The organism is Paraglaciecola sp. T6c, from assembly GCF_000014225.1.
Taxonomy (GTDB): Bacteria; Pseudomonadota; Gammaproteobacteria; order Enterobacterales; family Alteromonadaceae; genus Paraglaciecola; species Paraglaciecola atlantica_A.
This window is the reverse complement of the sequence record NC_008228.1, coordinates 2,271,510-2,293,654: the sequence shown is the minus strand read 5'-3', so window position 1 is coordinate 2,293,654 and position 22,145 is coordinate 2,271,510. Positions and strand designations below refer to the sequence as shown.

Annotated in this window: 19 protein-coding genes and 1 pseudogene; 8 read left to right on the top strand and 12 right to left on the bottom strand. The window is 44.0% G+C overall.

All coding sequences use genetic code 11. The features are described from left to right. Positions 1-56: 56 nt before the first annotated feature. Positions 57-806 (bottom strand): methyltransferase domain-containing protein, encoded by a 750-nt coding sequence (locus tag PATL_RS09665; RefSeq protein ID WP_011574712.1) that lies wholly within the window; start codon positions 804-806, stop codon positions 57-59. A 157-nt stretch (positions 807-963) separates the two neighbouring features. Between PATL_RS09665 and gloB the strand changes: the two genes are divergently transcribed. Together gloB and PATL_RS09655 are read left to right on the top strand one after the other, a co-directional pair. Continuing rightward, a complete protein-coding gene (gloB, locus tag PATL_RS09660; RefSeq protein WP_011574711.1) occupies positions 964-1,737 on the top strand; it encodes a hydroxyacylglutathione hydrolase in 774 nt (257 codons plus the stop codon). Positions 1,738-1,765: 28 nt separating this feature from the next. Continuing rightward, positions 1,766-3,427, top strand: a complete 1,662-nt coding sequence (locus PATL_RS09655) for a LysM peptidoglycan-binding domain-containing protein (RefSeq protein ID WP_011574710.1) — start codon at positions 1,766-1,768, stop codon at positions 3,425-3,427. 256 nt (positions 3,428-3,683) lie between these two features. On the opposite strand, the gene PATL_RS09650 is transcribed toward PATL_RS09655, so the two are convergent. Then, a complete protein-coding gene (locus PATL_RS09650) occupies positions 3,684-4,184 on the bottom strand; it encodes a VOC family protein (RefSeq protein WP_011574709.1) in 501 nt (166 codons plus the stop codon). Between the two features lie 631 nt (positions 4,185-4,815). Continuing rightward, entirely contained in the window at positions 4,816-4,968 is a 153-nt protein-coding gene (locus PATL_RS22805) for a hypothetical protein (RefSeq protein ID WP_198136264.1), read from the bottom strand. Positions 4,969-5,279: 311 nt separating this feature from the next. On the opposite strand from PATL_RS22805, the pseudogene PATL_RS22675 reads away from it, so the two are divergent. Beyond that, a pseudogene (locus tag PATL_RS22675) lies at positions 5,280-6,485 on the top strand (transposase). Between the two features lie 667 nt (positions 6,486-7,152). On the opposite strand, the gene PATL_RS09640 reads toward PATL_RS22675, so the two are convergent. After that, positions 7,153-8,517 carry a Fic family protein gene (locus PATL_RS09640; protein ID WP_011574705.1) on the bottom strand — a complete coding sequence of 455 codons (1,365 nt, stop codon included), beginning with the start codon at positions 8,515-8,517 and terminating at the stop codon, positions 7,153-7,155. Positions 8,518-9,049: 532 nt separating this feature from the next. Continuing rightward, positions 9,050-10,444 (bottom strand): cysteine--tRNA ligase, encoded by a 1,395-nt coding sequence (cysS, locus tag PATL_RS09635; RefSeq protein ID WP_011574704.1) that lies wholly within the window; start codon positions 10,442-10,444, stop codon positions 9,050-9,052. Positions 10,445-10,629: 185 nt separating this feature from the next. Between cysS and PATL_RS09630 the strand changes: the two genes are divergently transcribed. Next, complete coding sequence (locus PATL_RS09630) at positions 10,630-11,124, top strand: peptidylprolyl isomerase (RefSeq protein ID WP_006993772.1); 495 nt, start codon at positions 10,630-10,632, stop codon at positions 11,122-11,124. A 53-nt stretch (positions 11,125-11,177) separates the two neighbouring features. After that, a complete protein-coding gene (gene lpxH / locus PATL_RS09625) occupies positions 11,178-11,918 on the top strand; it encodes a UDP-2,3-diacylglucosamine diphosphatase (protein ID WP_011574703.1) in 741 nt (246 codons plus the stop codon). A gap of 159 nt (positions 11,919-12,077) precedes the next feature. Here lpxH and ggt read toward each other — a convergent pair whose 3' ends face one another. The 3 genes from ggt to PATL_RS09610 form a co-directional block, all read right to left on the bottom strand. After that, complete coding sequence (gene ggt / locus PATL_RS09620; RefSeq protein ID WP_011574702.1) at positions 12,078-13,781, bottom strand: gamma-glutamyltransferase; 1,704 nt, start codon at positions 13,779-13,781, stop codon at positions 12,078-12,080. A 104-nt stretch (positions 13,782-13,885) separates the two neighbouring features. Next, entirely contained in the window at positions 13,886-15,259 is a 1,374-nt protein-coding gene (locus PATL_RS09615) for a Na+/H+ antiporter NhaC family protein (protein ID WP_011574701.1), read from the bottom strand. A gap of 165 nt (positions 15,260-15,424) precedes the next feature. Beyond that, the gene (locus PATL_RS09610) at positions 15,425-15,877 is read right to left on the bottom strand and encodes an Lrp/AsnC family transcriptional regulator (protein ID WP_011574700.1); all 453 of its coding nucleotides are present in this window, start codon (positions 15,875-15,877) and stop codon (positions 15,425-15,427) included. 141 nt (positions 15,878-16,018) lie between these two features. On the opposite strand from PATL_RS09610, the gene cysK reads away from it, so the two are divergent. Next, complete coding sequence (gene cysK, locus PATL_RS09605) at positions 16,019-17,050, top strand: cysteine synthase A (RefSeq protein ID WP_011574699.1); 1,032 nt, start codon at positions 16,019-16,021, stop codon at positions 17,048-17,050. A 143-nt stretch (positions 17,051-17,193) separates the two neighbouring features. Here the strand turns inward: cysK and PATL_RS09600 are convergent, their stop codons facing one another. Together PATL_RS09600 and PATL_RS09595 are read right to left on the bottom strand one after the other, a co-directional pair. Next, entirely contained in the window at positions 17,194-17,505 is a 312-nt protein-coding gene (locus PATL_RS09600) for a hypothetical protein (RefSeq protein WP_011574698.1), read from the bottom strand. A 189-nt stretch (positions 17,506-17,694) separates the two neighbouring features. Further along, a complete protein-coding gene (locus PATL_RS09595; RefSeq protein WP_011574697.1) occupies positions 17,695-18,081 on the bottom strand; it encodes a hypothetical protein in 387 nt (128 codons plus the stop codon). Between the two features lie 257 nt (positions 18,082-18,338). Here PATL_RS09595 and asnS point away from each other — a divergent pair, with 257 nt between their 5' ends. Both asnS and PATL_RS09585 read left to right on the top strand, forming a co-directional pair. Then, a complete protein-coding gene (gene asnS, locus PATL_RS09590; RefSeq protein WP_011574696.1) occupies positions 18,339-19,736 on the top strand; it encodes an asparagine--tRNA ligase in 1,398 nt (465 codons plus the stop codon). 237 nt (positions 19,737-19,973) lie between these two features. After that, entirely contained in the window at positions 19,974-20,891 is a 918-nt protein-coding gene (locus PATL_RS09585; protein WP_011574695.1) for a LysR family transcriptional regulator, read from the top strand. Positions 20,892-20,998: 107 nt separating this feature from the next. On the opposite strand, the gene PATL_RS09580 is transcribed toward PATL_RS09585, so the two are convergent. Together PATL_RS09580 and raiA are read right to left on the bottom strand one after the other, a co-directional pair. Further along, on the bottom strand, positions 20,999-21,229 hold the full coding sequence (locus tag PATL_RS09580) for a hypothetical protein (RefSeq protein WP_011574694.1): 231 nt from the start codon (positions 21,227-21,229) through the stop codon (positions 20,999-21,001). Between the two features lie 201 nt (positions 21,230-21,430). After that, positions 21,431-21,787, bottom strand: a complete 357-nt coding sequence (gene raiA / locus PATL_RS09575) for a ribosome hibernation-promoting factor, HPF/YfiA family (RefSeq protein WP_006993757.1) — start codon at positions 21,785-21,787, stop codon at positions 21,431-21,433. Positions 21,788-22,145: the final 358 nt, after the last annotated feature.

Genomic DNA, 22,145 nt, shown 5'->3' with positions numbered 1-22,145 from the left:
GCTTAGGACAACTCCTAAGTGGGCTTTTTTATGTGTGCAACACCTGCTCGCTGATGTCAGCTTTGCGGCTTTTCACTGTTGACACTACCCGCACGAATACTCGCCCCTACCGCACTAAATTTTGGTTTAAGCTGCCATTTAGGCTTGATAGGCGACAAAGGCACCGTGCGCTTTTTCGCGACGATAACGTACATGCTAGCCAACTGAGGTAAAAAACGCTTGCACCAACGGGTGATGATATTATTCGGTTTAGTGATAAAAAATTTTGAGTACGGCCGGTAAGTAACTTGAGTCACTTCAAACCCCAATAAATGCAACCAGTCTTTAATACGCGGGACGCTAAAAAAACGCGCTTCTTGCAAAATACTCTGGCGGTTAAACCAGACTAACTTTCGCAAGCCAGTTAAGCTGAGCGGGTTAAAGCCCACAATCACCAAATCGCCATCAGGCATAATGGCTCTGTCTACTTCCCGTAAAATTTGATGAGGGTCTTGGGCAAAGTCCAATTCATGGGCTAATACAAACCCGTCTACACTGCTCTCTTTTAGCGCCATGTCGCGAGACAACGAGCGCATGCCAGCCGTCTCATGCTCTTTTGCAACCATGTTGACACAATGCTTAATTGAGCACTTACTTAAAGTTAACTCACTGCTTAAATTACCCACCTTAACCAAGTGGTAACCAAAAAACTGTTGAGTGATGATATCGAGTTCGCTTTCTACAATGGCTTTGCGCTCTGCACCATTGGGTAGCGTCGACCATGAGCGGGGGTAACGTGGTTTTTTGTCAAGTAACGCTGGCTTCATCAATACAATACAAACCTATTTTTACCGAAAATGTAGCAACATATTACACATTTAGTAGTCAACATATTGCAGACTAGTACATGCACATGGATTTTGAATATGTATAATGTCGGATTACTTTACACCTGTTTCATTATTGTTGTCACTGGAGATTATTATGTCATCCCTGAAAATAAGACCAATTAAAGCATTCGAGGATAATTATATTTGGTGCCTAATCAACGGTGAAACCTGCACAGTGGTTGACCCAGGTGACGCTAAACCCGTCATTAAATTCTGCAGCCGCAACAATTTAACGTTAACAGACATACTGATCACCCATCATCATAGCGACCACACAGGTGGTGTAAATGACTTGCTACAAGCCTTCGAAAACGTCAACGTTTATGGCCCACAAAACCCACAAATCCAATCGATTACTCAGCGCTTACAGGCTGGCGACACCGTTCAACTACCATCACTAGATGTTGAATTTAAGGTACTAGAAGTGCCCGGCCATACGCTTGATCATATTGCGTATGTAGGTTCATGCGGATTATTCTGTGGTGATACGCTCTTTTCTGCTGGTTGTGGCAGACTGTTCGAAGGAACGCCACAGCAGATGTATCAATCTTTAGGGCAACTAACGGCTTTGGCTGACGACACGAAAGTGTACTGTACACACGAATATACCTTAGCCAATATTAAATTTGCTCAAGCTGCTGAACCAAATAATGAAGCACTATTGAACTATAAAGGTTGGGCAGAATCTCAAAGGGTTGATTTAAAACCTACCTTGCCCTCAACAATAGGCCAGCAAAAAGCGATTAATCCGTTTTTGCGCGCGAGTAGCAAGGAAGTCATACAACATGCTGAGCATTACGCCGGTAGAACACTCGCAACACCTGAATCAGTGTTTACTGCGCTTCGTGCATGGAAAGACAATTTTTAAAACAGAATAAACATAAAAGGAACGCCTAGTGCGCTTACATACCCTACTATGCCTATCGCTAGTGTCTATTTTACCGGCCTGTCAGATGATGGAGCCTCATTCAGACATAGCTGAACAGATAGACCAAGAGCACGAAATAGCGCAAGAAATTGCCATGACATGCGAACAATCCGGTGAGTTAGCTGATCAGGCATTCGACTGTGAAGCGGCGGATGAAGGTATTATACCTGTCACCCACCCAGAAGAAGAGGTCGAGGTCACAATTGAACCAGAGCCAATCCCGCAAGACGTTGCCGCACTCGACGTATGGCAATACGTGGGTCAACACCTCGCTTTGGACTTTGAAGACAACAAACGCATTGCTAGTCAGCGCAACTGGTACCTAAAACACCCCAGCTACATGCAACGTGTTGCAAAGCGTGCTAAGCCATTTTTGTACCTGATTGTAGAGCGCCTTGAAAGTGAAAATATGCCTATGGAACTAGCGCTTTTACCCATAGTAGAAAGCGCCTTTGACCCTTTCGCCTATTCACATGGCCGCGCTGCGGGTATGTGGCAATTCGTACCGGCAACGGGCAAACGTTTTGGCATGAAGCAAACATGGTGGTATGACGGGCGCCGTGATGTCATGGCATCAACTGATGGCGCAATTGCTTACTTGAAGTACTTAAACGAAATGTTTGACGGCAACTGGTTACACGCCCTTGCAGCTTACAACAGCGGTGAAGGTCGTGTTATGCGCGCCATTAAAAAGAATAAAAAAGCGGGTAAAAGCACAGAATACTGGGCCCTAGATTTACCCAGAGAGACCCGCGCTTACGTCCCCAAATTATTGGCCTTGGCAGACATACTTAGAAACGCAGAAACCTATGCGTTCAAATGGCCTGTTATCGAAAATATCAAAGTGACTGAAGAAGTCGATGTCGGCTCGCAAATTGATTTGGCCCTTGCTGCTGATATGGCAGGTCTTACGGTTGAAGAGCTGCATGCGTTAAACCCAGGTTATAATCGCTGGGCTACCGACCCCGAAGGGCCGTTTAAGCTGCTTGTGCCAGTGGATAAAGCAGACACCTTTAGTGACGCTATTGCGGCAACCGAAACCAAAGAGCGTTTAAACTGGGTTCGCCACAAAATTAAGAGCGGCGACAGTCTGTTGAAACTAGCGCACAAATATCACACTACCACAGACATTATTAGCCAAGTAAATGAGTTAAAAGGCAATGTGATCCGCGCTGGGGAATACTTGGTTATACCTGTGGCATTAAAATCACTGGACTTTTATTCACTCTCTCAAGAGCAGCGCTTAGCGGATACGCAGTCTAAGCACAAAAGCGGGACGTATCAGGTCAAGCACAGAGTCAAAAATGGCGACACCATGTGGGATATAAGTCGTAAATATAAAGTCAACATGCGCAGCTTAGCCAAGTGGAATGGTATGGCCCCTACGGACATGTTGCGCCCAGGTAAAGAGCTAGTGGTATGGCTTAAGGGCAAGGACAGCAAAAAACACAGCGATGCGGTAATACGCACCCTCACCTACACAGTGCGCGGCGGTGATTCATTGGCCAGAATCGCGCAAAAATTTAAGGTCAATGTGTCAGACTTGGTCGCATGGAATCAAATAAGTACCCAAAAATACCTACAACCCGGCCAGAAGCTTAAAATCAAGGTGGATGTCACTCGCACCTAAGTGCGAGTGCTTTACTTTATCAAGAGAAGCTAACACTTTTGGTTTCTCTTGACCCGAGTTCTCTTGGGTCTACGTATTTTCCCTCTTTCTCATTAACCAGCCTTTCTTGTTTAACCAATCTTTCCTTTTGCTAAGTGCCCCTTTAGCCAAGCCCTTCCAGCCCTAAATGACCGTTATCGGATGCCTAGCTAGGAAAGTGCTTGGCTAATAAAGGGCTTGGCCAAGAGAGTGCCCGGGCAAAAAAGAGCCCTGCGAACTAGCGCGCTGCCGCTCGATACATAAACTCAATCCGATTGCCGCTAGGCTCATACACCATCATATGCTTGTTCGGCCCATTACCCGCTTGCTCAGGCGCAAACTCTATCTTTACCTGCTTGTCTTGCAAGAAGGTCTCATGCAGCGCATTCAAGGTCGCTTCGCTGCTGACTCTAAGTGCCAAGTGATGCAAGCCAACATTATTTTTGCGATCAAATGCCACAGCCGCACTAGGGTCAGTCACGCGCCACAACGTAATAACAACACTGTTATTTGATAGAAACACAGATGGGTACTTTTCATCACGGCTCAGTACATGAAACCCTGCATACTGGGTAAAAAATCGCTCTGATGCCTGCAAGTCACTCACCGCTAGCCCGACGTGATCAACGCCTTGAACGCTTTGTTCTTGCGCTTGTATCTGCTTGGGTGCCTGTGCATGCACTAACGTGGTTGCTGAAAACATTACGCCCAGCCCAACCGATAATAAAAATCGCTTCATTAATACTCTTCTCTTCGGATAGTTAATATTCAAATGAACAGAACGGGATGCTCAATACTATCTTTCATCGATACATGACTTCCCCTGACTTAGTTACGCCTTTTATTTTACGCCTAATGCTCCCTAGAAGGGCTCATTACACCCAGCCAGTTCAAAAGTACCATAACCCTTATTTGTGATAATTCCGTCATAAAACCAGAGAGAAACAGTGCGGCCTTTTTATTCAGCATGTCCAAGTAAGCTTCATTTTATGAGTGAATGTATAAGTGTCTTTGCTAAAAAATGGCTAGCGTGCATTTCAAGCCAATCGGACTCAACACCGGCGCGTATTATCAATCATAGGATCAATTAGAAGATTAGGCAGAGAAGTCAGGAAACAAACAAAATGCCACAAGCAACCGATGACAGAATGTAACGCTGGCCCAAATTGCATGGGCCCTACTTTCCTTAACAGCATCACTATTACTTGGGTTCACAAAAAAGGGAGCTCTATTCTACGAGAGGATCCCCCAGCGCCTCGCTAAGCGGCTAAAAAACGTAGGCTAAAATGTGAAGCGAAACAGAGCAAACTCTTAGCAGCCCCATTTGAAGTACTTGTTGTATTGGTGTAACACAAATAGGGAATAGATTATTAACTAGACTTAAAATCCGAGCTTAAAACATCAAGCTCTTTAAGTTTACTCTCAAGTTTGTCCACCTTTTTCATTGTTATGATGGCAAAAGTAAACGCTGACATACCCATTGACATGCCTATGATCCCAAATATAAATCCTAAATCTTCCATAATGTTATTCCTCTATGACATTGCGCATTAATGAAAATGAAACTCTAACCCTCTTTGGCAATATAACGCTTAGTTAAACAGAAAACACGAAGTGCTTTGGCCGAGGGCCAGCGAGTGATTTTCTGATTGAGCTTTTTGTATGAATTAAATTCAAAAAAAAAATATATAAAGACACCCAATAAAAATATAAAGACACCCATGATAAAAATGGTCAATTTTAAAAAAATATAAAGACACCCATGATAAAAATGGTCAATTTTCAGGGCTGAACTAGACTTGATGTGTGTTTCATTATGTCAGGTAGATGGATTATGCCTCAACCTCGAAAAAGCCAAATCAGTTTAATCGATACCCCTTATTTTATTCACAACATCCATGTCGTTCACTTCTTCGAAGCCAGCTAAAGCTGTTCAAATTTTATTCCCGATAAATTTGTCATTGCGTTTCGCGCTGCGTGCGGCGTTCTTTCTTGTGTGGAATAGATAAATACTCTGGCCAGAGTTACGAGCATCGTCGAGCTTGGGTAGAGGAGCGTTTGTTGTTTTTATCTACGGTATTTTCCATCGATAGCGCGGCTACCGCATTTGTGCCTATGCGGTCATGAATAATCAGTAAAAATGTCGGGAACATTTTACAACAGCTTTAGCTGGCCCGAAGGGCGTAAGGCAGGATGCCTGAAGTAGACTCATGTGGTGCTATGTGTGGATAAAACAATGGCTGATAATTGGGATAGCGATGAAGTGTTGAGGCGCTACCATAAGCTGCACAGAGGCACTTTGCTGACTCAGAAGTTTATGAATGGCGATACACTGAGCCAAGGAGAGCTAATCACCTTTGATGAGACCGTTGATACCTATCGGCAACGTTTGTACGACATAAGCTGGTTTATGCGTGACTTGAATGAGTATGTTGCTCGTGAAGCTAACAAAGAGGATGGTTGCACCGGTCGTTTTTATTCGCCGCCATCCTTGGCGCTCTCCCTGCGGGCCAGCTAAAGCTGTTCTAATTTACTCCTGATAAATGGACGATTTAAATCACAAGCCCTATTAGATGAGAGTGCGGTCTTAGCGTGTATGGCCTATGTGGACTTGAATCCCATTCGTGCAAAAATGGCAAAAACACCCGAAACGTCAAAGCACACCAGTATCAAAAAACGTGCTCAGGCGGTTAAAAATAAACGAGAGCAACCGAGTGCTTTAATGCCGTTTGTAGGAAACCCTCGTGAAGAAATGCCCAAAGGCATCGCTTATTCACTTAAAGACTATTGTGAATTGGTAGACACGACAGGCCGATGCATTCGTGAGGACAAGGCCGGTCATATTGATAACACTCACAGTCCTATTTTACAAAGATTAGGATTAGACGCTGCTCAATGGCTAACATTAACGACCGAGTTTGAAAAACACTTCTGCTACGCAGCAGGTGCGGAGCAAATGATGAATGCATTCAAGCGCCACACCCATCATCAACGACTGCGGGGAATGACCAAAGCAAAAGAATTGTTAAAGCGTGCTTGAAACAACCCTAAAGGACACATTCCCTACATATCTTGTAGCTTAGCCCCTTGCCTAAAAATTGACCTTAAACGCAGTTTCCTTCCTGTAGGTGCAATATTCCAGTAGGAATACCTAATCGTTCAGATGAAAAGTACCTCAACGCTTCTTTAGAGGCATTTCCCCACTCTGAGCAGGAGAGTTTTTGATACGATTCTAAAGATGGGTGTCTATGTAAGTATTATTAAGGCGCGCCTAAAACATTCCAACTAACACATATCATGCATATCTTGTAGCCTAATCCCTTGCCTAAAAATTGACCTTGCGCGCCGTTTCCTTCCTCTACGCTCACTTTTCCAGTAATAATCCCCAACCATATAGACCAAAAGTACCTTGACGCCTGTTGAGGGGTATTTTCCGTTCTAAGCAGGAGAGTTTTTTACACGATTATTAAGATGGCTGTCTCTTTAAGTAAGTATCCTATGCATGTGTTTTTATAAAATTCTAAAGATGGGTGTCTATGTAAGTATTTTCCTAAACAGGAGAGTTTTTTACACGATTCTCAAGATGGCTGTCTCTTTAAGTACTGTCTCTTTAAGTAATGGGCTACAATCCGAGCGAAGCGACAGTGCCCACGTGTTACTGTCCCAGCGAGCCTGCGAGCGACTTAATGTGGTTGTTAGCTCCCGATCTATTTTTTCGCATTCCAATCTTTAAGGATTTTCTTTTGGCTTACCATGCTGAAAACCCATTCACGACCTTGTTTTTCCTTTTTGAAGAGTTTCATATCTACAAGGCCATTTAGTGCAGAAGATGCAGTATTATAGGAACATCCTAAGTTTTCTTTAACATTCGAAGCCGTAAAAAAATGAGCAACACCACTCCGTGCTACTTGGAATATTTTCTGCTGTTTATCAGATAATTTTTTATATAAACCAGATTTCCATAGCCAAACATTAAACTCTTCAGCTTCTTTTAGAGTCCGTTGGTAAGAACCCTTAAACTTGTTTATAGCTCTAATAATTATTGAGCATTGATAATCAATGAAATAAGTCAAATCCATTTCGTCTGATTCTGTATAAAGATAACTTTTCCCGTATTGAACAGGTGCATTTTTCAATAGCAGACTTATAGTGATGTATCTAAATGCAGAAAAATCATTTTTAAACATATACCAATAGAAAAGAGCCCTTGCAACTCGCCCATTTCCATCTCTAAATGGATGCTCAAAACCGATGAGAAAATGAATTATGATTGCCTTTACCAATGGATGGAAGTAGTCACGATTATCTGTATCGTGATGACATTTATTTACCCAACTACAGACTTTTTTCAAACGAGCTTTCAGGTTTTCTGCTAAAGGCGGCTGATGAACAATATTACCCTCAGCATTAACAACTTTCACATCGTCAGTTTTCCGAAACACACCGGGTGTGTAGTTGTCATCGTCAATCCCATCAACGCCGATTTGATGTAAGTCCCTAATAAAATCAGGTGTTAGATCTTTTTCTCTATTCTCCCATGCGAAATTCATCATCTTGAAATTACCGATGATCATTTTTTCATCTAAGCTTCTAGGCTTTCGTTTCCTTTTCAACAAGTCTTTTGCAACTTCAGTAGTAGTAGCAGCCCCTTCGAGTTGACTGCTGCTTATTGCTTCATCTTCGACCAAATCATTTAATAAGTATTCGAGGTGCTTTTCTTCACCGATTTTTGAACACATCCACTCGAGAGAAGCGCTTGTTGTATTCCTGTCTGTTTCACTTATGGCTTTTTGAATGTTGGGAGTCAGAAAAAAACGCCCCACTTCATTGGAATCACCAAGAGGAAGAATTCTTTTTAATTGTCTCAATCTAGCAGTTTTTACAATTGACCATGCTAAATCTTTATCTAAATCTTTGGAAAATCTATACCGAAGCTGGTCATAGTGAAGGTACCTTCCTTTATTATCGGTAGGAGATAAAAGTTCGATATATTCTTTCAGGTGCTCACTGTGCTTCTCCAAAGCGAGCTGCAAGGGGTTACTGATAAGTTCTTTTGGTGGAGAAGCAATCATAGTAATCTCAAAGTTGTGAATAATTGAGATAAGAGTATATTAAAAACTAGATTTTGTCTCAAAAAAGTTTAAAATTGAGATAAGGGAGCTAACAATATTAATAGGCGGAAAAGTTCCGTGATTGCATCCGCATATTAAACACGGAACTTTTCCGCCTTTCTCCATCTGTCTTTCTTAGCATACACTGTAACTTGTTGTACAGGTTAAAATTTTTCCATCTTTATGTTTTTTGGTTGTGGAAACATGGAAAAATTACGTGATCCTGCTGTTTACTGGAATAAGCAACCAACTTGTATATAAACACAGCAACTACCTCCTACCCACATTTGTATTTAATGGCATTTTTTATTGAGGCGAGAGGCGCGAGCTTTGGTCTGAACTTTATGATGACTCGTTGGGATATTCTTGTTTTGCATTCTTGTTTTACATTCTTGCGCAGCCACTCGCCAGGAAGAGGCTGACTAAAGCCGTCGCAATAAAAAGGCCAGCTAATCAGCTGGCCTTGAATGTCACTTTTAAAACCCGAAAAAGACTAACCCTTGCGCCACGTTGTGCCGCTGGGGCCATCTTCAAGAATAATATTGAGGGCATTTAAACCATCTCGCGCGGCATCGGCTGCGGCCCAGTCTTTAGCGGCGCGGGCATCGTTACGCGCTTTGATTAACCCTTCGATTTCTGCCACTTCATCATCATCTTGCTGCTCGCCTTGCAAATATTCACTTGGGCTGCGTTGTAAAATGCCTAGCACCTTGCCTAAATTAATCAGCACGCCGGCCAAATCACTGGCTCGCTCATGCCCTTCTTGCCCTTCAGCTTTGGCTCGGTTGAGCTCTTTGGCTACGTCAAACAACACTGCCATGGCCTCAGGTGTGTTGAAGTCATCATCCATGGCTTTATCAAAGCGAGTGAGGTAATCAGCACTGTGCATATCGACTTGGGTATTTGCTTTTACGTCCCGAAGAGACGTATACAAGCGCTCAAGTGCACTGCGCGCTTGGGTAATATTACTTTGTGAATAACTCAATTGACTTCGATAGTGAGCTGACATCAAGAAATAACGCAATGTTTCAGCATCATGTTGCTGTAACACATCCCTTAATGTGAAGAAGTTGCCTAACGATTTAGACATTTTCTCACTGTCGACTTGCACCATACCCGCATGCACCCAATAATTTACGTACGGGGTGTCATAAGCGCAGCATGATTGCGCCACTTCATTTTCATGATGAGGGAAAATCAAATCAGAGCCACCGCCGTGAATATCGAAGTGCTCACCCAAATGTTTTTGATTCATGGCTGAACACTCAATATGCCAGCCAGGGCGTCCGTCTCCCCATGGGGATTGCCAACTTGGCTCACCAGGCTTTGCGGTTTTCCATAAAACGAAATCCATAGGGTCGTCTTTGTCGCTGTCAACATCAACGCGCGAGCCCATGTTCAATTGGTCTAGGTCTTGTTTACTTAGTTTGCCGTAATCCGCATAGCTGCTCACATCAAATAACACATCCCCTGATTTAGCCTGATAAGCGTGGCCGCGCTGAATGAGGCGCTCGATAATCGCGATAATTTCAGGCATGTGGGTCGTCACGCGGGGTTCAATGTCTGGGGCAAGCAAGCCTATCGCGGCGAAATCGTCGTGCATCATGGCGATAGTGCGCTCAGTTAGTTCACTGGTCGTTTCGCCATTTTCATTCGCACGTTGAATGATTTTGTCATCAATATCCGTGATGTTTCGCACATAATTCACCTCATAGCCTTTGTGGCGTAAGTAGCGCACCATTAAATCAAAACTCAAGTACGTGCGTGCGTGCCCCATGTGCGACAGGTCATACACTGTGATACCGCACACGTACAACCCCACCTTTGATTCATGTAAAGGTGTAAAGAGCTCTTTTTGTCGAGTCAGGGTATTGTATATGTGTAGCATTAACCGTTTTCCTATTAATAAAAGTTCAGTAACGTAAAAGGTGAGCAAAGGAGCCCAGAGCGCCGATTCTATCACTGTGTCACTCCCCTCGCATTAATCAATATGAATCAACTGCTTAAAAAGCGCGTCGCTTTACGTTAGAATGGCGAACTTTTATTTTTTATGATTCACCTGAGGGCATTAAAATGGTCACAATTCATACTAACTACGGCGTCATTAACGTAGAGCTTTTCGCAGACAAAGCGCCTGAGACAGTTGCTAACTTTTTGAGTTATGCCAAAGAAGGGTTTTACGACAACACAATCTTTCACCGTGTTATCGATGGTTTCATGGTACAAGGCGGTGGCTTCGAGCCCGGCATGGAGCAAAAAGCAACTAAAGCGACCATTAAAAATGAAGCTAACAATGGCCTTGCCAACGAAGTAGGCACATTGGCTATGGCACGTACAAATGAGCCGCATTCTGCTAGCTCACAGTTTTTCATCAACGTGGCTAACAACAGCTTCTTGAACTTCCGCAGCGAATCTGGCGATGGCTGGGGTTACTGCGTATTTGCTAAAGTGACTGACGGCATGGACGTGGTCAACAAGATCAAAGACGTTAAAACGGGCAACTCTGGTTATCACCAAGATGTGCCTGTAGAAGATGTGGTTATTCAGAAAGTTGAAGTTAGCGAATAATCTATTTTTCGAGGCCTGTTTATTCTGAACAGGCCTTTTATCGAGTCTCCCCCATGTCTTTTACCTACTTTATTGCCGATTTACATCTATCTGCTGAGCGCGAAGATATTAGCCACTGTTTATTTCAGTTTCTTGCGCACGACGCACGACAAGCAGATGCACTTTATGTGTTAGGCGATTTGTTTGAAGCTTGGATTGGCGATGACAATCAAACCCCATTCAATCAGCAGGTCGCCAGCGCGTTCAAGCAGGTGGCAGAGGCTGGAGTAGAGGTCTTTTTTATTCATGGCAATCGCGATTTCTTGATCCGCGAACGCTTCGCGAAACAAGCTGGCTTTACCTTATTGCCAGAACAAGTAGTGATTGATTTATACGGCACACCCACCTTGATCACCCATGGTGATGAACTGTGCACAAAAGACGTGGCCTATCAAAAATTCCGTAAAAAAGCCCGTGGTTGGTGGTGGCCAAGGTTAGTCTTGTGCTTACCCTTGAAAACACGGCAAAAAATTGCTGATAACGGCCGAGCAGCCAGTAAAGAAAACCAAAAGCAGCTCACCAATGACATCATGGATGTGACGGAGCAAGAAGTGATCGACACTATGGCGCGCTATAATGTACAACGCTTAATACATGGGCATACTCATCGCCCAGCCATTCACGAACTGACTGTCAACGGCCAACCAGCCAAGCGCATCGTCTTAGGCGATTGGTACGATCAAGGCAGTATTTTGAAAGTGACAAAAGACTCGCTCTCGTTAACGGCACATCCCTTCTTTACGCCTAAAGCGTAAGCAGCCCTTAGGGGCCTGATTCTGCTTCCAGTTAATAGTGCATGTATCCTGTTTAAACAGACAACATTATTCAACGCAAAAAAAACGGTTGCCATTTTGGCAACCGTTTATATGTTTTAGGATCAGTTGTATGAGCGGTTAACCCCTACAATACGTGCCCTACTCGAACACCATTGATTTGCCTCTACCATGGGACTCAGAGCCGGCTTGTAGCTCCCCACCACGATTGATGATCGTGTGTAAATCACCGAACCGGCGAGCTTCCATGGTGTAGCCCATATCTTCTAATGATGTAATCACTTCTGGTGCAATCCCATCATGGTGGCGAATGACATCTTTAGGCAATAATTGGTGATGAAAACGCGGTGCATCCACGGTATCTTGGGCGCTCATATTAAACTCTAACGCGTTCAAAATAGACGTATAAACCGAGCTAATAATCGTGGTGCCACCGGGTGAGCCCGTCACTACACTCACCTCACCGTCTTTGAGTACGATGGTGGGAGTCATTGAAGAGAGCATGCGCTTTTTAGGATGAATTTCGTTTGCTTCGCCGCCAACTGCACCAAACACATTTGCTACCCCTGGCTTAGCACTGAAGTCATCCATTTCATCGTTTAATAAAAAGCCTGCGCCTTCTACCACCACACCACTGCCAAACCCTAAGTTGATCGTGGTGGTGTTTGACACTGCATTGCCCCATTTATCCACAATCGAAAAATGCGTGGTTTCTTCGCTTTCTTTCAAACCTGGCTTGATTAACTCAGTGACTGAGATGCTGTCCATGCTGATATCAGCGCCGCGCTTAGCAATGTAATTTGGGTCAATTAGCTCAGATACCGGCACTTGAACAAAATCTGGGTCCCCTAAGTACTCAGCTCTATCGGCAAACACGCGTTTACCTGCCTCTGCTAATAAATGTATGTAGGGCGCAGAATTATGCTCGAGCTTGTCTTTGCCCTTGGTGAGCTGGTCATACATGGTTAACCACTGAATTATCGCGATACCGCCTGAGCTCGGTGGTGGTGAGGTTAGCACATCGTATTCACGCCATTTTGCACTGATAGGTTGGCGAGCTTTAGCTTCATACTCTGCTAAATCTTGTTCTGTGATCAGGCCCTTATGGTTAGCCATAAAATCAGCGATGATTTTTGCTGTTTTCCCCTTATAGAAACCATCACGTCCTTGATCGCGAATAAGTGCTAACGTTGCGCCAAGCTCAGCTTGTTTAAACACTTCCCCTGTTTTGGCAGACGCGAAATAATCATCAAAATTGACCTCAAAGCCTTTGTCTTTTAACCGCTTGCTATAACGGCCAATGTAACCAGCGAGTTTTTCGGGCATGACGAAGCCATCCTTCGCTAATTTAACGGCAGGGTCGACTAGGTCTTTCCACGGCAATGTGCCGTACTTTTCATGGGCTAGCCACATGCCCGCCACTGTGCCGGGTACGCCTGATGATAAAATGCCAATCACAGATTGATATGGCACCACATTACCCTGTGCATCAAGGTACATATCACGATGGGCTGCAAGTGGCGCTTGCTCGCGATAGTCGATAAAGTCAGACTCCTTGTCTTTGTACACCAGCATGAAACCACCACCGCCAATGTTGCCTGCTTCAGGTAATGTGACCGCAAGCACAAATTGTGCAGCTATTGCGGCATCAACCGCGTTTCCACCTTTTTGCATGATCTGCTTTGCCACGTCCGCACTAAAGGCATCGGGCATAGCGACTGCCGCTTTTTGCTGCTGCGCTGCTGAGGTGTCATGCTGGCTTTGTGTTTTTGCTGCGCCCTGCTCTTGCTGAGCTCCACAAGCGCTGAGCATAAAAATTGAAAATAACACGAATGAAAATTTCATCAGACTTCCTAATAGTGACTGTTTAAAACGTTCAGCACATCACTTTTGTCAGCGTAATTTTTGTGATTAACAAAAGCACAAAAGTGATGCACGAGCAATAACGCTTATAGCATGATCAAGCTAGCAATAAAGTACGCAATAAATGCCAAGGCTCCGCCAAATAAGGCGTAGGGCATTTGTGTACGAACGTGCGTGAGCAAATCACACCCTGATGCAATCGACGATACGGCTGTGGTGTCAGATATCGGCGAACAGTGATCGCCAAATACCCCGCCGCCTAAAATTGCGGCAAGCACTAGCGAAGGGGGTAAACCTAAGGTTTGAATCAGTGGCACACCAATAGGAATAAGAATGGCGAAAGTACCCCAACTTGTTCCCGTGGTGAAAGACATGATCCCTCCCGCTAAAAACAGCACAGGAACTATCAATGACAGTGGCAAATAATCACCCACTAAATTAGCGACAAAAATGCCTGTTCCCAGTTCTTTGAGGCTGCCGCCCAACGTCAGTGAAAACAGCACAATAGTCACTAGTGGTAAAATTTCACCCATCCCTTTGAACCCTTCGTCTACCAATTCTTTATGGGTGTATTTTTTAGCGCTTATTAATAATAAATACGCGACCATACACGCCAGCACAGTTGCATACAGCACAGATTTGCTACCGCTTCCTGCGGCAATATCTCCATCCCCCGTCCACAACATAAAGCCAATCATACCGAATATCATGGTACCAAGAGGAACAAGCATGAACCGCGCTTTACTAGGGGGGATGGGCAAACTGACATCGTTATTCTGCTGCATCTCGCGCTCGGCTTCGCGCAAGGGCCCGTGTACTTTATCTGTGACGATAGTGTAGGTGACGATAAGTAACGCAATAATAGCGTAGAAATTAAACGGAATAGTGCCCCATAAAATGGAGACTGGAGACTCTTCTAATTCGTAATTACTTAATAAGCCAAGAACAAACGCCCCCCAGCCATTAAGTAAAATTAAGATACAAACAGGTGCGCTGGTACTGTCGATAACATACGCTAACCGTGCGCGACTCATTTTAAATTTATCGTATAATCCGCGAGATAAAATGCCCGACGCTAATACACTCAAGTTGGACTCAATAAACACTACTATGCCAGTAAACATTGTCAACAAACCCACTTGCCGCTTACTTTTAGCCACGCCTTTATTGATCAACATTTCAACTGTTGCGGTTACCCCACCCGAGTTACGTATATAGGCTAGCAAAGCACCAATTAACACACTGAATATGAGAATGCGTGTATTACCAGCGGAACTCGCTATTTCAATGACTCGCTCAATGGAGCCAATAATGCCGTTGAATAAAAACTCACTACCGTTTCGATAGGCCAGCAATGCTTCAGCTGAGAAAATGGCGAGAATCAATGCCAAGATGACTTCTTTGCGCCAAAAAACCACCACGATTGCGATAATCGGCGGCAGGATAGAATACCATTCCATATAGAACCTTATATATGCGCCAGTGCGCTATTATTATTGTGTGTTGAACGGGGAGTGTTGCCTCAAATAAATATTTACTCTTAAGGAGTAAGTATTTGAATAAATTATCACGCTTTGGAGGTACTCGTCAGCAACATTACACTATTTTTCGTAAGGTTTTAAATACTATTGAATTGCTAGAGCCGTGGTGTACTTAATTTGTTCCATGGCAAAACTGGATGTGACATCCGACAACTCAACGCCCCCTACCAGTTTTTTATAAAAGACGTCGAAGGCCTTCATATCGGCGACCACCACTTTTAGCATATAGTCGTACTCGCCACTCATACGGTAAAATTCAACAATTTCTTCTATTCCGGCGGCGTACTCAGCAAATCGGCTCAACCAATTAATATCATGTTGCCCGGCTTTGACTTGCACAAAGACGGTCATTCCTAGGTTTAATTTGTCTGCATCTAATAAGGCCACACGTTTCTTAATCACCCCCTGTTTTTCTAGGTTTTGAATACGCCGCCAACAAGGCGTTGTACTCAAACCGATGCGCTCAGCAATATCGTTAACAGATAGCGTGGCATCATCTTGCAATAGCCTTAAAATTTCTTTATCTAGCCTATCCATAAAAATTATTTCCACAATTACCAAAATTATAGGAATTAATTTACAAAAATAGTCAAACAAACGCAATTGTTAGAAATTTATTCCTTCGCGCTCATGGCATAGTATTTAGTAGATTTTTCTTCAATCAATGGAATACCAAGCATGTCGACCGAAGCCCTATCAATTGCTGTAAACAATACGCATGATGACAACCACAATCTACCAGCTGACCCTAAAAGCCCTTCAGCGACCTTCACCAGAGGGCGTATTTATGAAGATATCACTCAAACCATTGGCAACACGCCTCTGGTACGCTTGAGTCGCTTGGGCAAGAAGTACAGTACGCTTGGTGAAATACTCGCTAAAGTGGAATACTTTAATCCTGCAGGTTCAATTAAAGACCGCCCTGCACTGGCCATGATCAATGCACTCATGCTTTCAGATTCATTTGATGAAAATACTCAGATCATTGAAGCAACCTCAGGCAATAACGGCGTTGCCTGCGCATGGATATGTGCCATGAAAGGCATTCCTTTGACCATAGTGATCCCTGAGCATATGTCGATTGAACGTCAAAAATTGATTAAGCACTATGGCGCGAAAGTGATCACCACACCAAAAGACTTAGGCACTAAGGGCGCTATCGATAAGGCAAAAGCCTTGGTAGGAGAAACGCGAAGCGCTGTGATGCTTGATCAGTTCGGCAACCAAGCGAATCCTGATATGCATTTTAACAGTACCGCACAGGAGATTTGGCGCGACACCAATGGAGAAGTTGACGTGCTGATCGCTGGCGTCGGCACAGGCGGCACCATCACTGGTATCGCCAAAGCGCTTAAAATTCGTAACCCTAAAATAAAAATCATTGCGGTAGAGCCGGCATCTTGCCCTGTGTTGAGTGAGGGTCGTGGCGGTGTGCACAAAATTCAAGGACTAAGTTCAGGGCACGTGCCTGACGTATTAGATGTCAGTTTGTTAGATGAAATCATGACCGTGAGTAACGAAGACGCTATTGCGTATGCTAGGGAACTTGCTCGCGTAGAGAGTTTGCCAGTGGGTATTTCATCCGGCGCAGCGGCATACGCGGCTGTTCAAGTCGCTCAGCGAGCAGAGCTTACGGGCAAAAATATAGTGACTATCTTAGCGGATACCGCAGAGCGTTATTTCAGTACTGACTTATTTGCTCAGGAGTAACGTGAATGCTCATGACGATACGCAGATATCGGTGAGCCGAAAACCTTCTATCACCATCCCGATTTTGGCGCTAATGTTTTAGCGCCTTTTTATCGCCGCCAATGTGCTAACGCGCTTTTACGAATGATCTATAGAGCAGCGCGTTATTTTGGCGAATGGCCGTTATAGGCATGATTAAACGGCTGTCGTTTTCCCTCATTTTGTTGATTGCCTTGGGCAAAGTTGATGTCGTCAATATGACGCAGCTTGCGCCACGGTCTATCACTGACAAAGAGCATCACCAAGATACCCGCTGAAATAGCACCGGCAACTTTAAACAATAAAATTGCGGCCATAAAAAATAAGGCACCAGAGGTCTGTTGTGGGATATTCGCCAAAGGCAGAAAAGCAGTTATAACGATGGCAAGAACGGCGACGGCAAATAGAAGTGATACAAGTGTTTTATTATTAGACATTATTAGTTCCTCTAAAAATTCCTTTTTGTGTGACTTGTCCCTAATGCACTTTCGTATGCAAGACCACTACAATATAGCCATCAAAGTGAGGGCTATCAAACTGATTTTGAGGGAATATTGAGCGTAAAATGAGGCGTATCAATTTTACGGTAAATAAAACTCGCCCAATACATAAATGGGCACTACGCATTAATTAAATTCGAAAAATAACGCCGCAAGGCTTAAAGACGCGACCAACAATAATACCAATCCATTGATACCGAAATTGTCGTTCTTTCTTCTAGTTCGCTTACGCTTCATTAGTAAAACCGTCAAACTCAACGCTACGCAGGCAAATAGCAAAGCGACTAAATAGGTACTTAAAGAAGACGACCATTGTTCGCGGCCAGTCACCCCCCAAAAATCTTGCACACCTGTCACGAATTCCGGGCGGGCATAATGAAACACGATTAAGGCAGCCAGGAAGACCACCCAGCCCACAACATTCACCCCAACCATGGTTTGAAATAATTTATCGTTCTCTACCCGTGTTTTACGACGGTTTTCGCCTTGCCAACTTTGCTTGTCTATTTCCATTGTCTGCTCGTATCCGATTTTTCTTGAGTCTAAGCGCCACCTGAGTAAGATTACACACCTTGTGAAATTAGCCAACAAACGGACGTAAAATAATAGCCATCAGCGCCTATATTTCACACAAATTGGATCGTTAAGTACCGAAGATTAGCTATTTTAACCGAATATACAGCGTTATCATGGCACTTCCCCCTAAAAGAATGACATAATTTAGCATTGCTAAATTTTACTAAATACCCAAAGTGGTTTGGAGAGAAAACATGGCGCAAGCCCCAGTGGCAGATATTTTTGCCGGTAAATATTCAGTAGGTCAGCAGGTCACCGTAAAAGGTTGGGTGAGAACCCGCCGTGACTCGAAAGCTGGTTTATCCTTCGTTGCTTTGCATGACGGAAGTTGCTTTGACCCTATTCAGGTCATCGCCCTGAATACCCTGAATAATTATGCCGACATTCAACGGTTAACCACTAGCTGCTCCATCATCGCCACTGGCGTGCTTAAGGAATCGCAAGGCCAAGGCCAATCGCTTGAAATAGAAGCCGATGAGATTGAAATCGTTGGCTGGGTAGAAAACCCAGATACCTACCCTATGGCCCCGAAGCGCCATAGTTTAGAATACCTTCGCGAACACGCTCATTTGCGCCCAAGAACAAACGTGATTGGCGCAGTGACCCGTGTACGAAACTGTTTGTCTCAAGCAATTCATCGCTTTTTCCATGAAAACGGTTATTGCTGGGTGAGCACACCTATCTTAACCGCCAGCGATACCGAAGGCGCAGGCGAAATGTTTCGCGTGTCTACTCTAGACATGATGAATGTACCAACAACCGAACAAGGTCAAGTTGATTTCAGCCAAGACTTCTTTGGGAAAGAAACCTTCCTAACGGTATCAGGGCAATTAAACGGTGAGACATACGCGACAGCGATGTCAAAAATCTATACGTTTGGTCCAACGTTTCGTGCAGAAAATTCAAACACCAGCCGTCACTTAGCTGAATTTTGGATGATTGAGCCTGAAGTGGCGTTTGCCGATCTGAGCGATATCGCTCAATTGTCTGAAGATTTGCTTAAATACGTGTTTAAAGCAGTACTGGCTGAACGCGCTGATGACATGGCCTTCTTCGCACAGCGGATCAACAAGGATGCGATAACGCGGTTAGAAAAAGTCATAGAGCAAGACTTCGTGCGCATGGACTACACCGACGCCATTGAGATTTTGCAAAATTGTGGCAAGAAGTTCGAGTTCCCAGTTTCCTGGGGCGTTGACTTGTCGTCAGAGCACGAGCGCTATTTGGCAGAAGAGCATGTAGGCGCGCCAATTATCATGCAGAACTATCCAAAAGACATAAAAGCGTTTTATATGCGTATTAACGACGACAATAAAACCGTTGCCGCTATGGATGTACTCGCTCCCGGGATCGGTGAGATCATTGGTGGTTCACAACGTGAAGAACGCCTTGACGTATTTGATCGTCGCTTAGCTGAAATGGGATTAGATCAAGAAGATTACAGTTGGTACCGCGATTTACGTCGCTATGGCACAGTGCCTCACTCTGGTTTTGGTCTCGGTTTCGAACGGTTAGTTGCTTATGTCACTGGCATGCAAAACGTCCGAGACGTAATTGCTTTCCCACGTACACCGGGTAATGCAAACTACTAAATCTGTCCCCTCCAATATAAGCCACCTACTTGGGTGGCTTTTTTATACCAGTCAGTAACAAAAGCCCTCTGTTTTCAGCTATATGCTTGAATTAAAGCACTTTATTACAATTTCTTACATCCAAGCGTCATTCTCGTTCTATTAATTTAATGAATGTTCTGTATAATCCAACATTACCTCAAATGATGGATTATTTAGGCTACCCTAAGCCTAATTAGAGCGTAAAGTGAAAATACTATGAATTTAAATAGAATAGATCTTAATCTTTTTGCCGTATTCGATGCGATATATACCGCCGGTAGTTTGACTAAAGCGGCAGACGTATTGTGTATCACACAACCGGCGGTCAGTAACTCACTCGCACGCCTACGAGAAATGTTGAACGACCCGCTGTTTGTGCGCACAGGCCACAGCATGACGCCGACTCCAGCGGCGCAGAATATCATCGGTCCCGCTCGCGAAGCACTGGGCTTATTGCGTAAAAGTGTGCAGGAAAGTCATACATTCGATCCCGCTACAGCAGAAATAAGCTACAACTTCGCTGCCAGAGACTTACTCGAAGCGAGTATTATGCCGAGGCTCACCGCTCAGCTGCAGAACGTAGCGCCAAACATAACGCTCACCAATTACGATATTTCGCGCAGCAATATTGTGTCTGCGATGGCAAGTGGTAGTTTAGATTTTTACGCGGATGCCTCCTCGGCATTTGTTGATCCACATTTGTGTAAACAGAAAATTGCAGAAGATAGGTTTGTTGTCATCGCGCGGCGCAATCACCCAGCACTAAGCCAAGGGTTAAATTTAGACACTTTCTTACAGCTTGGGCACATCAATATTTCTCAGCGCCGCACGGGTGCGGGTCCAATTGATGTTGCACTGGATAAACTCAATTTAAAACGGCGTGTGGTGATGCGTGGCCAACACTTTTTGACCGTGCCTGCGGTGATTGTAAAGACCGATTTAATCGCATGTGTGCCATATCATCTTGCTAAGCATTATGATTGCTCAATATACGAATTACCTTTTGAATTGGCTCCAGTAGAATACTTTTTGTACTGGCATGTGAGTGCGGATCATGATCACGCGCATATGTGGCTTCGCGAACAAATCGCTGAAGTTGTCACGACGTTTCATCCCAGTGTGTCAGTCTCATAACGACTATTATACGTTTTCATTGAATCACGCCCATGTGCTTTATGCTTGGGCGTTTAATCTTTTCGTTTATGACTTCTCGCTTCTCACACTCACTTTAAAGCCGCTTTTTAAACCTCTTCCCCGCCATACTGATTGGCCAAATCGTCAAGTTCAGAGCAGGTGTAATCAAACCCTTTACCGTCGAATTGGTATTTAACACTCACGGTATCAGAACCTTTGGACAGTTTGGCTTTAACAGCCACATTGCCCGATGATGACGTCCAATGCGTCAACTCATTAAGAAATCGGTTGGCCACTTGGGCGTCACTAAATTGAAATTGAAGTTCGCTGATCAACACTGTGTTCTCACATTATATAATTAGGCTATGGTGGCGTGCGGCGCATTCTGCAAAGAGCGACTTTGCAGCCGCGCATATTAATAAAGGTTATGTTAGCTGTCTAGGGTGGTATTTTCTCGTCCCCCCTTCACCCTTAGCGTTTTCCATAAAAAAGCCGCTTCAAAGAGCGGCTAGGTAATCTAAGAAGAAAGATGATGTATTTTAACGCAAATCCATCTCTTGAATAATTTCATGGGCGATATCAGGGGTGGTGCACTCAGGTTTTTTGTGTAAATCCCCTTTCAACTGACCTTTGCGGTGCTTGAGCGCAGCATCTAGCTTTTTGGCTGCCTTAGAAATAGCAGGATACATAACCGGATTCTCTGCTGAGGCCGAAATACGTGAGCCCTCATATTGGGTGCTGATTTCTACATCGAACTCGCCATGCTCTTTGGAAATAATGATATCAAGGGCGATTAAAGTTGGAAAATGGCTGGCTAGCTTAGAAAATTTTTCGTTTACATGTTCTTTTACGGTATCGCTTAATTCTACATGGTGACCTGAAAGATTTATTTTCATAGGTTTTCCTTTTGGATTAACGTTACTTCTTTGTTGTACTGTATTTCTTACTGTACGTCTTCTTGTTGCTAGTAATAGACCTTGGGGCTGCGTTTTAAAAAACAAGCACTCCACGCGTCATTTCACATTTAATTGCTTTTATTGGCTATCATTCGCTGAACTTACGTACAACATGTACATTTTGCGTGCGAATTGCTTTTCTTATTCCCTCCCTATGGTCTTTATCGCATAGATCGTCGTACGAATGCTAATAACCTCTTATTCATTGAAATCAATAAATAAGACCCCAGTGTTATTAGGCCATGAGCAAAGATATGCTCAGCCTTATTAAAACAACACCGCCATCATAAGCGGTTTA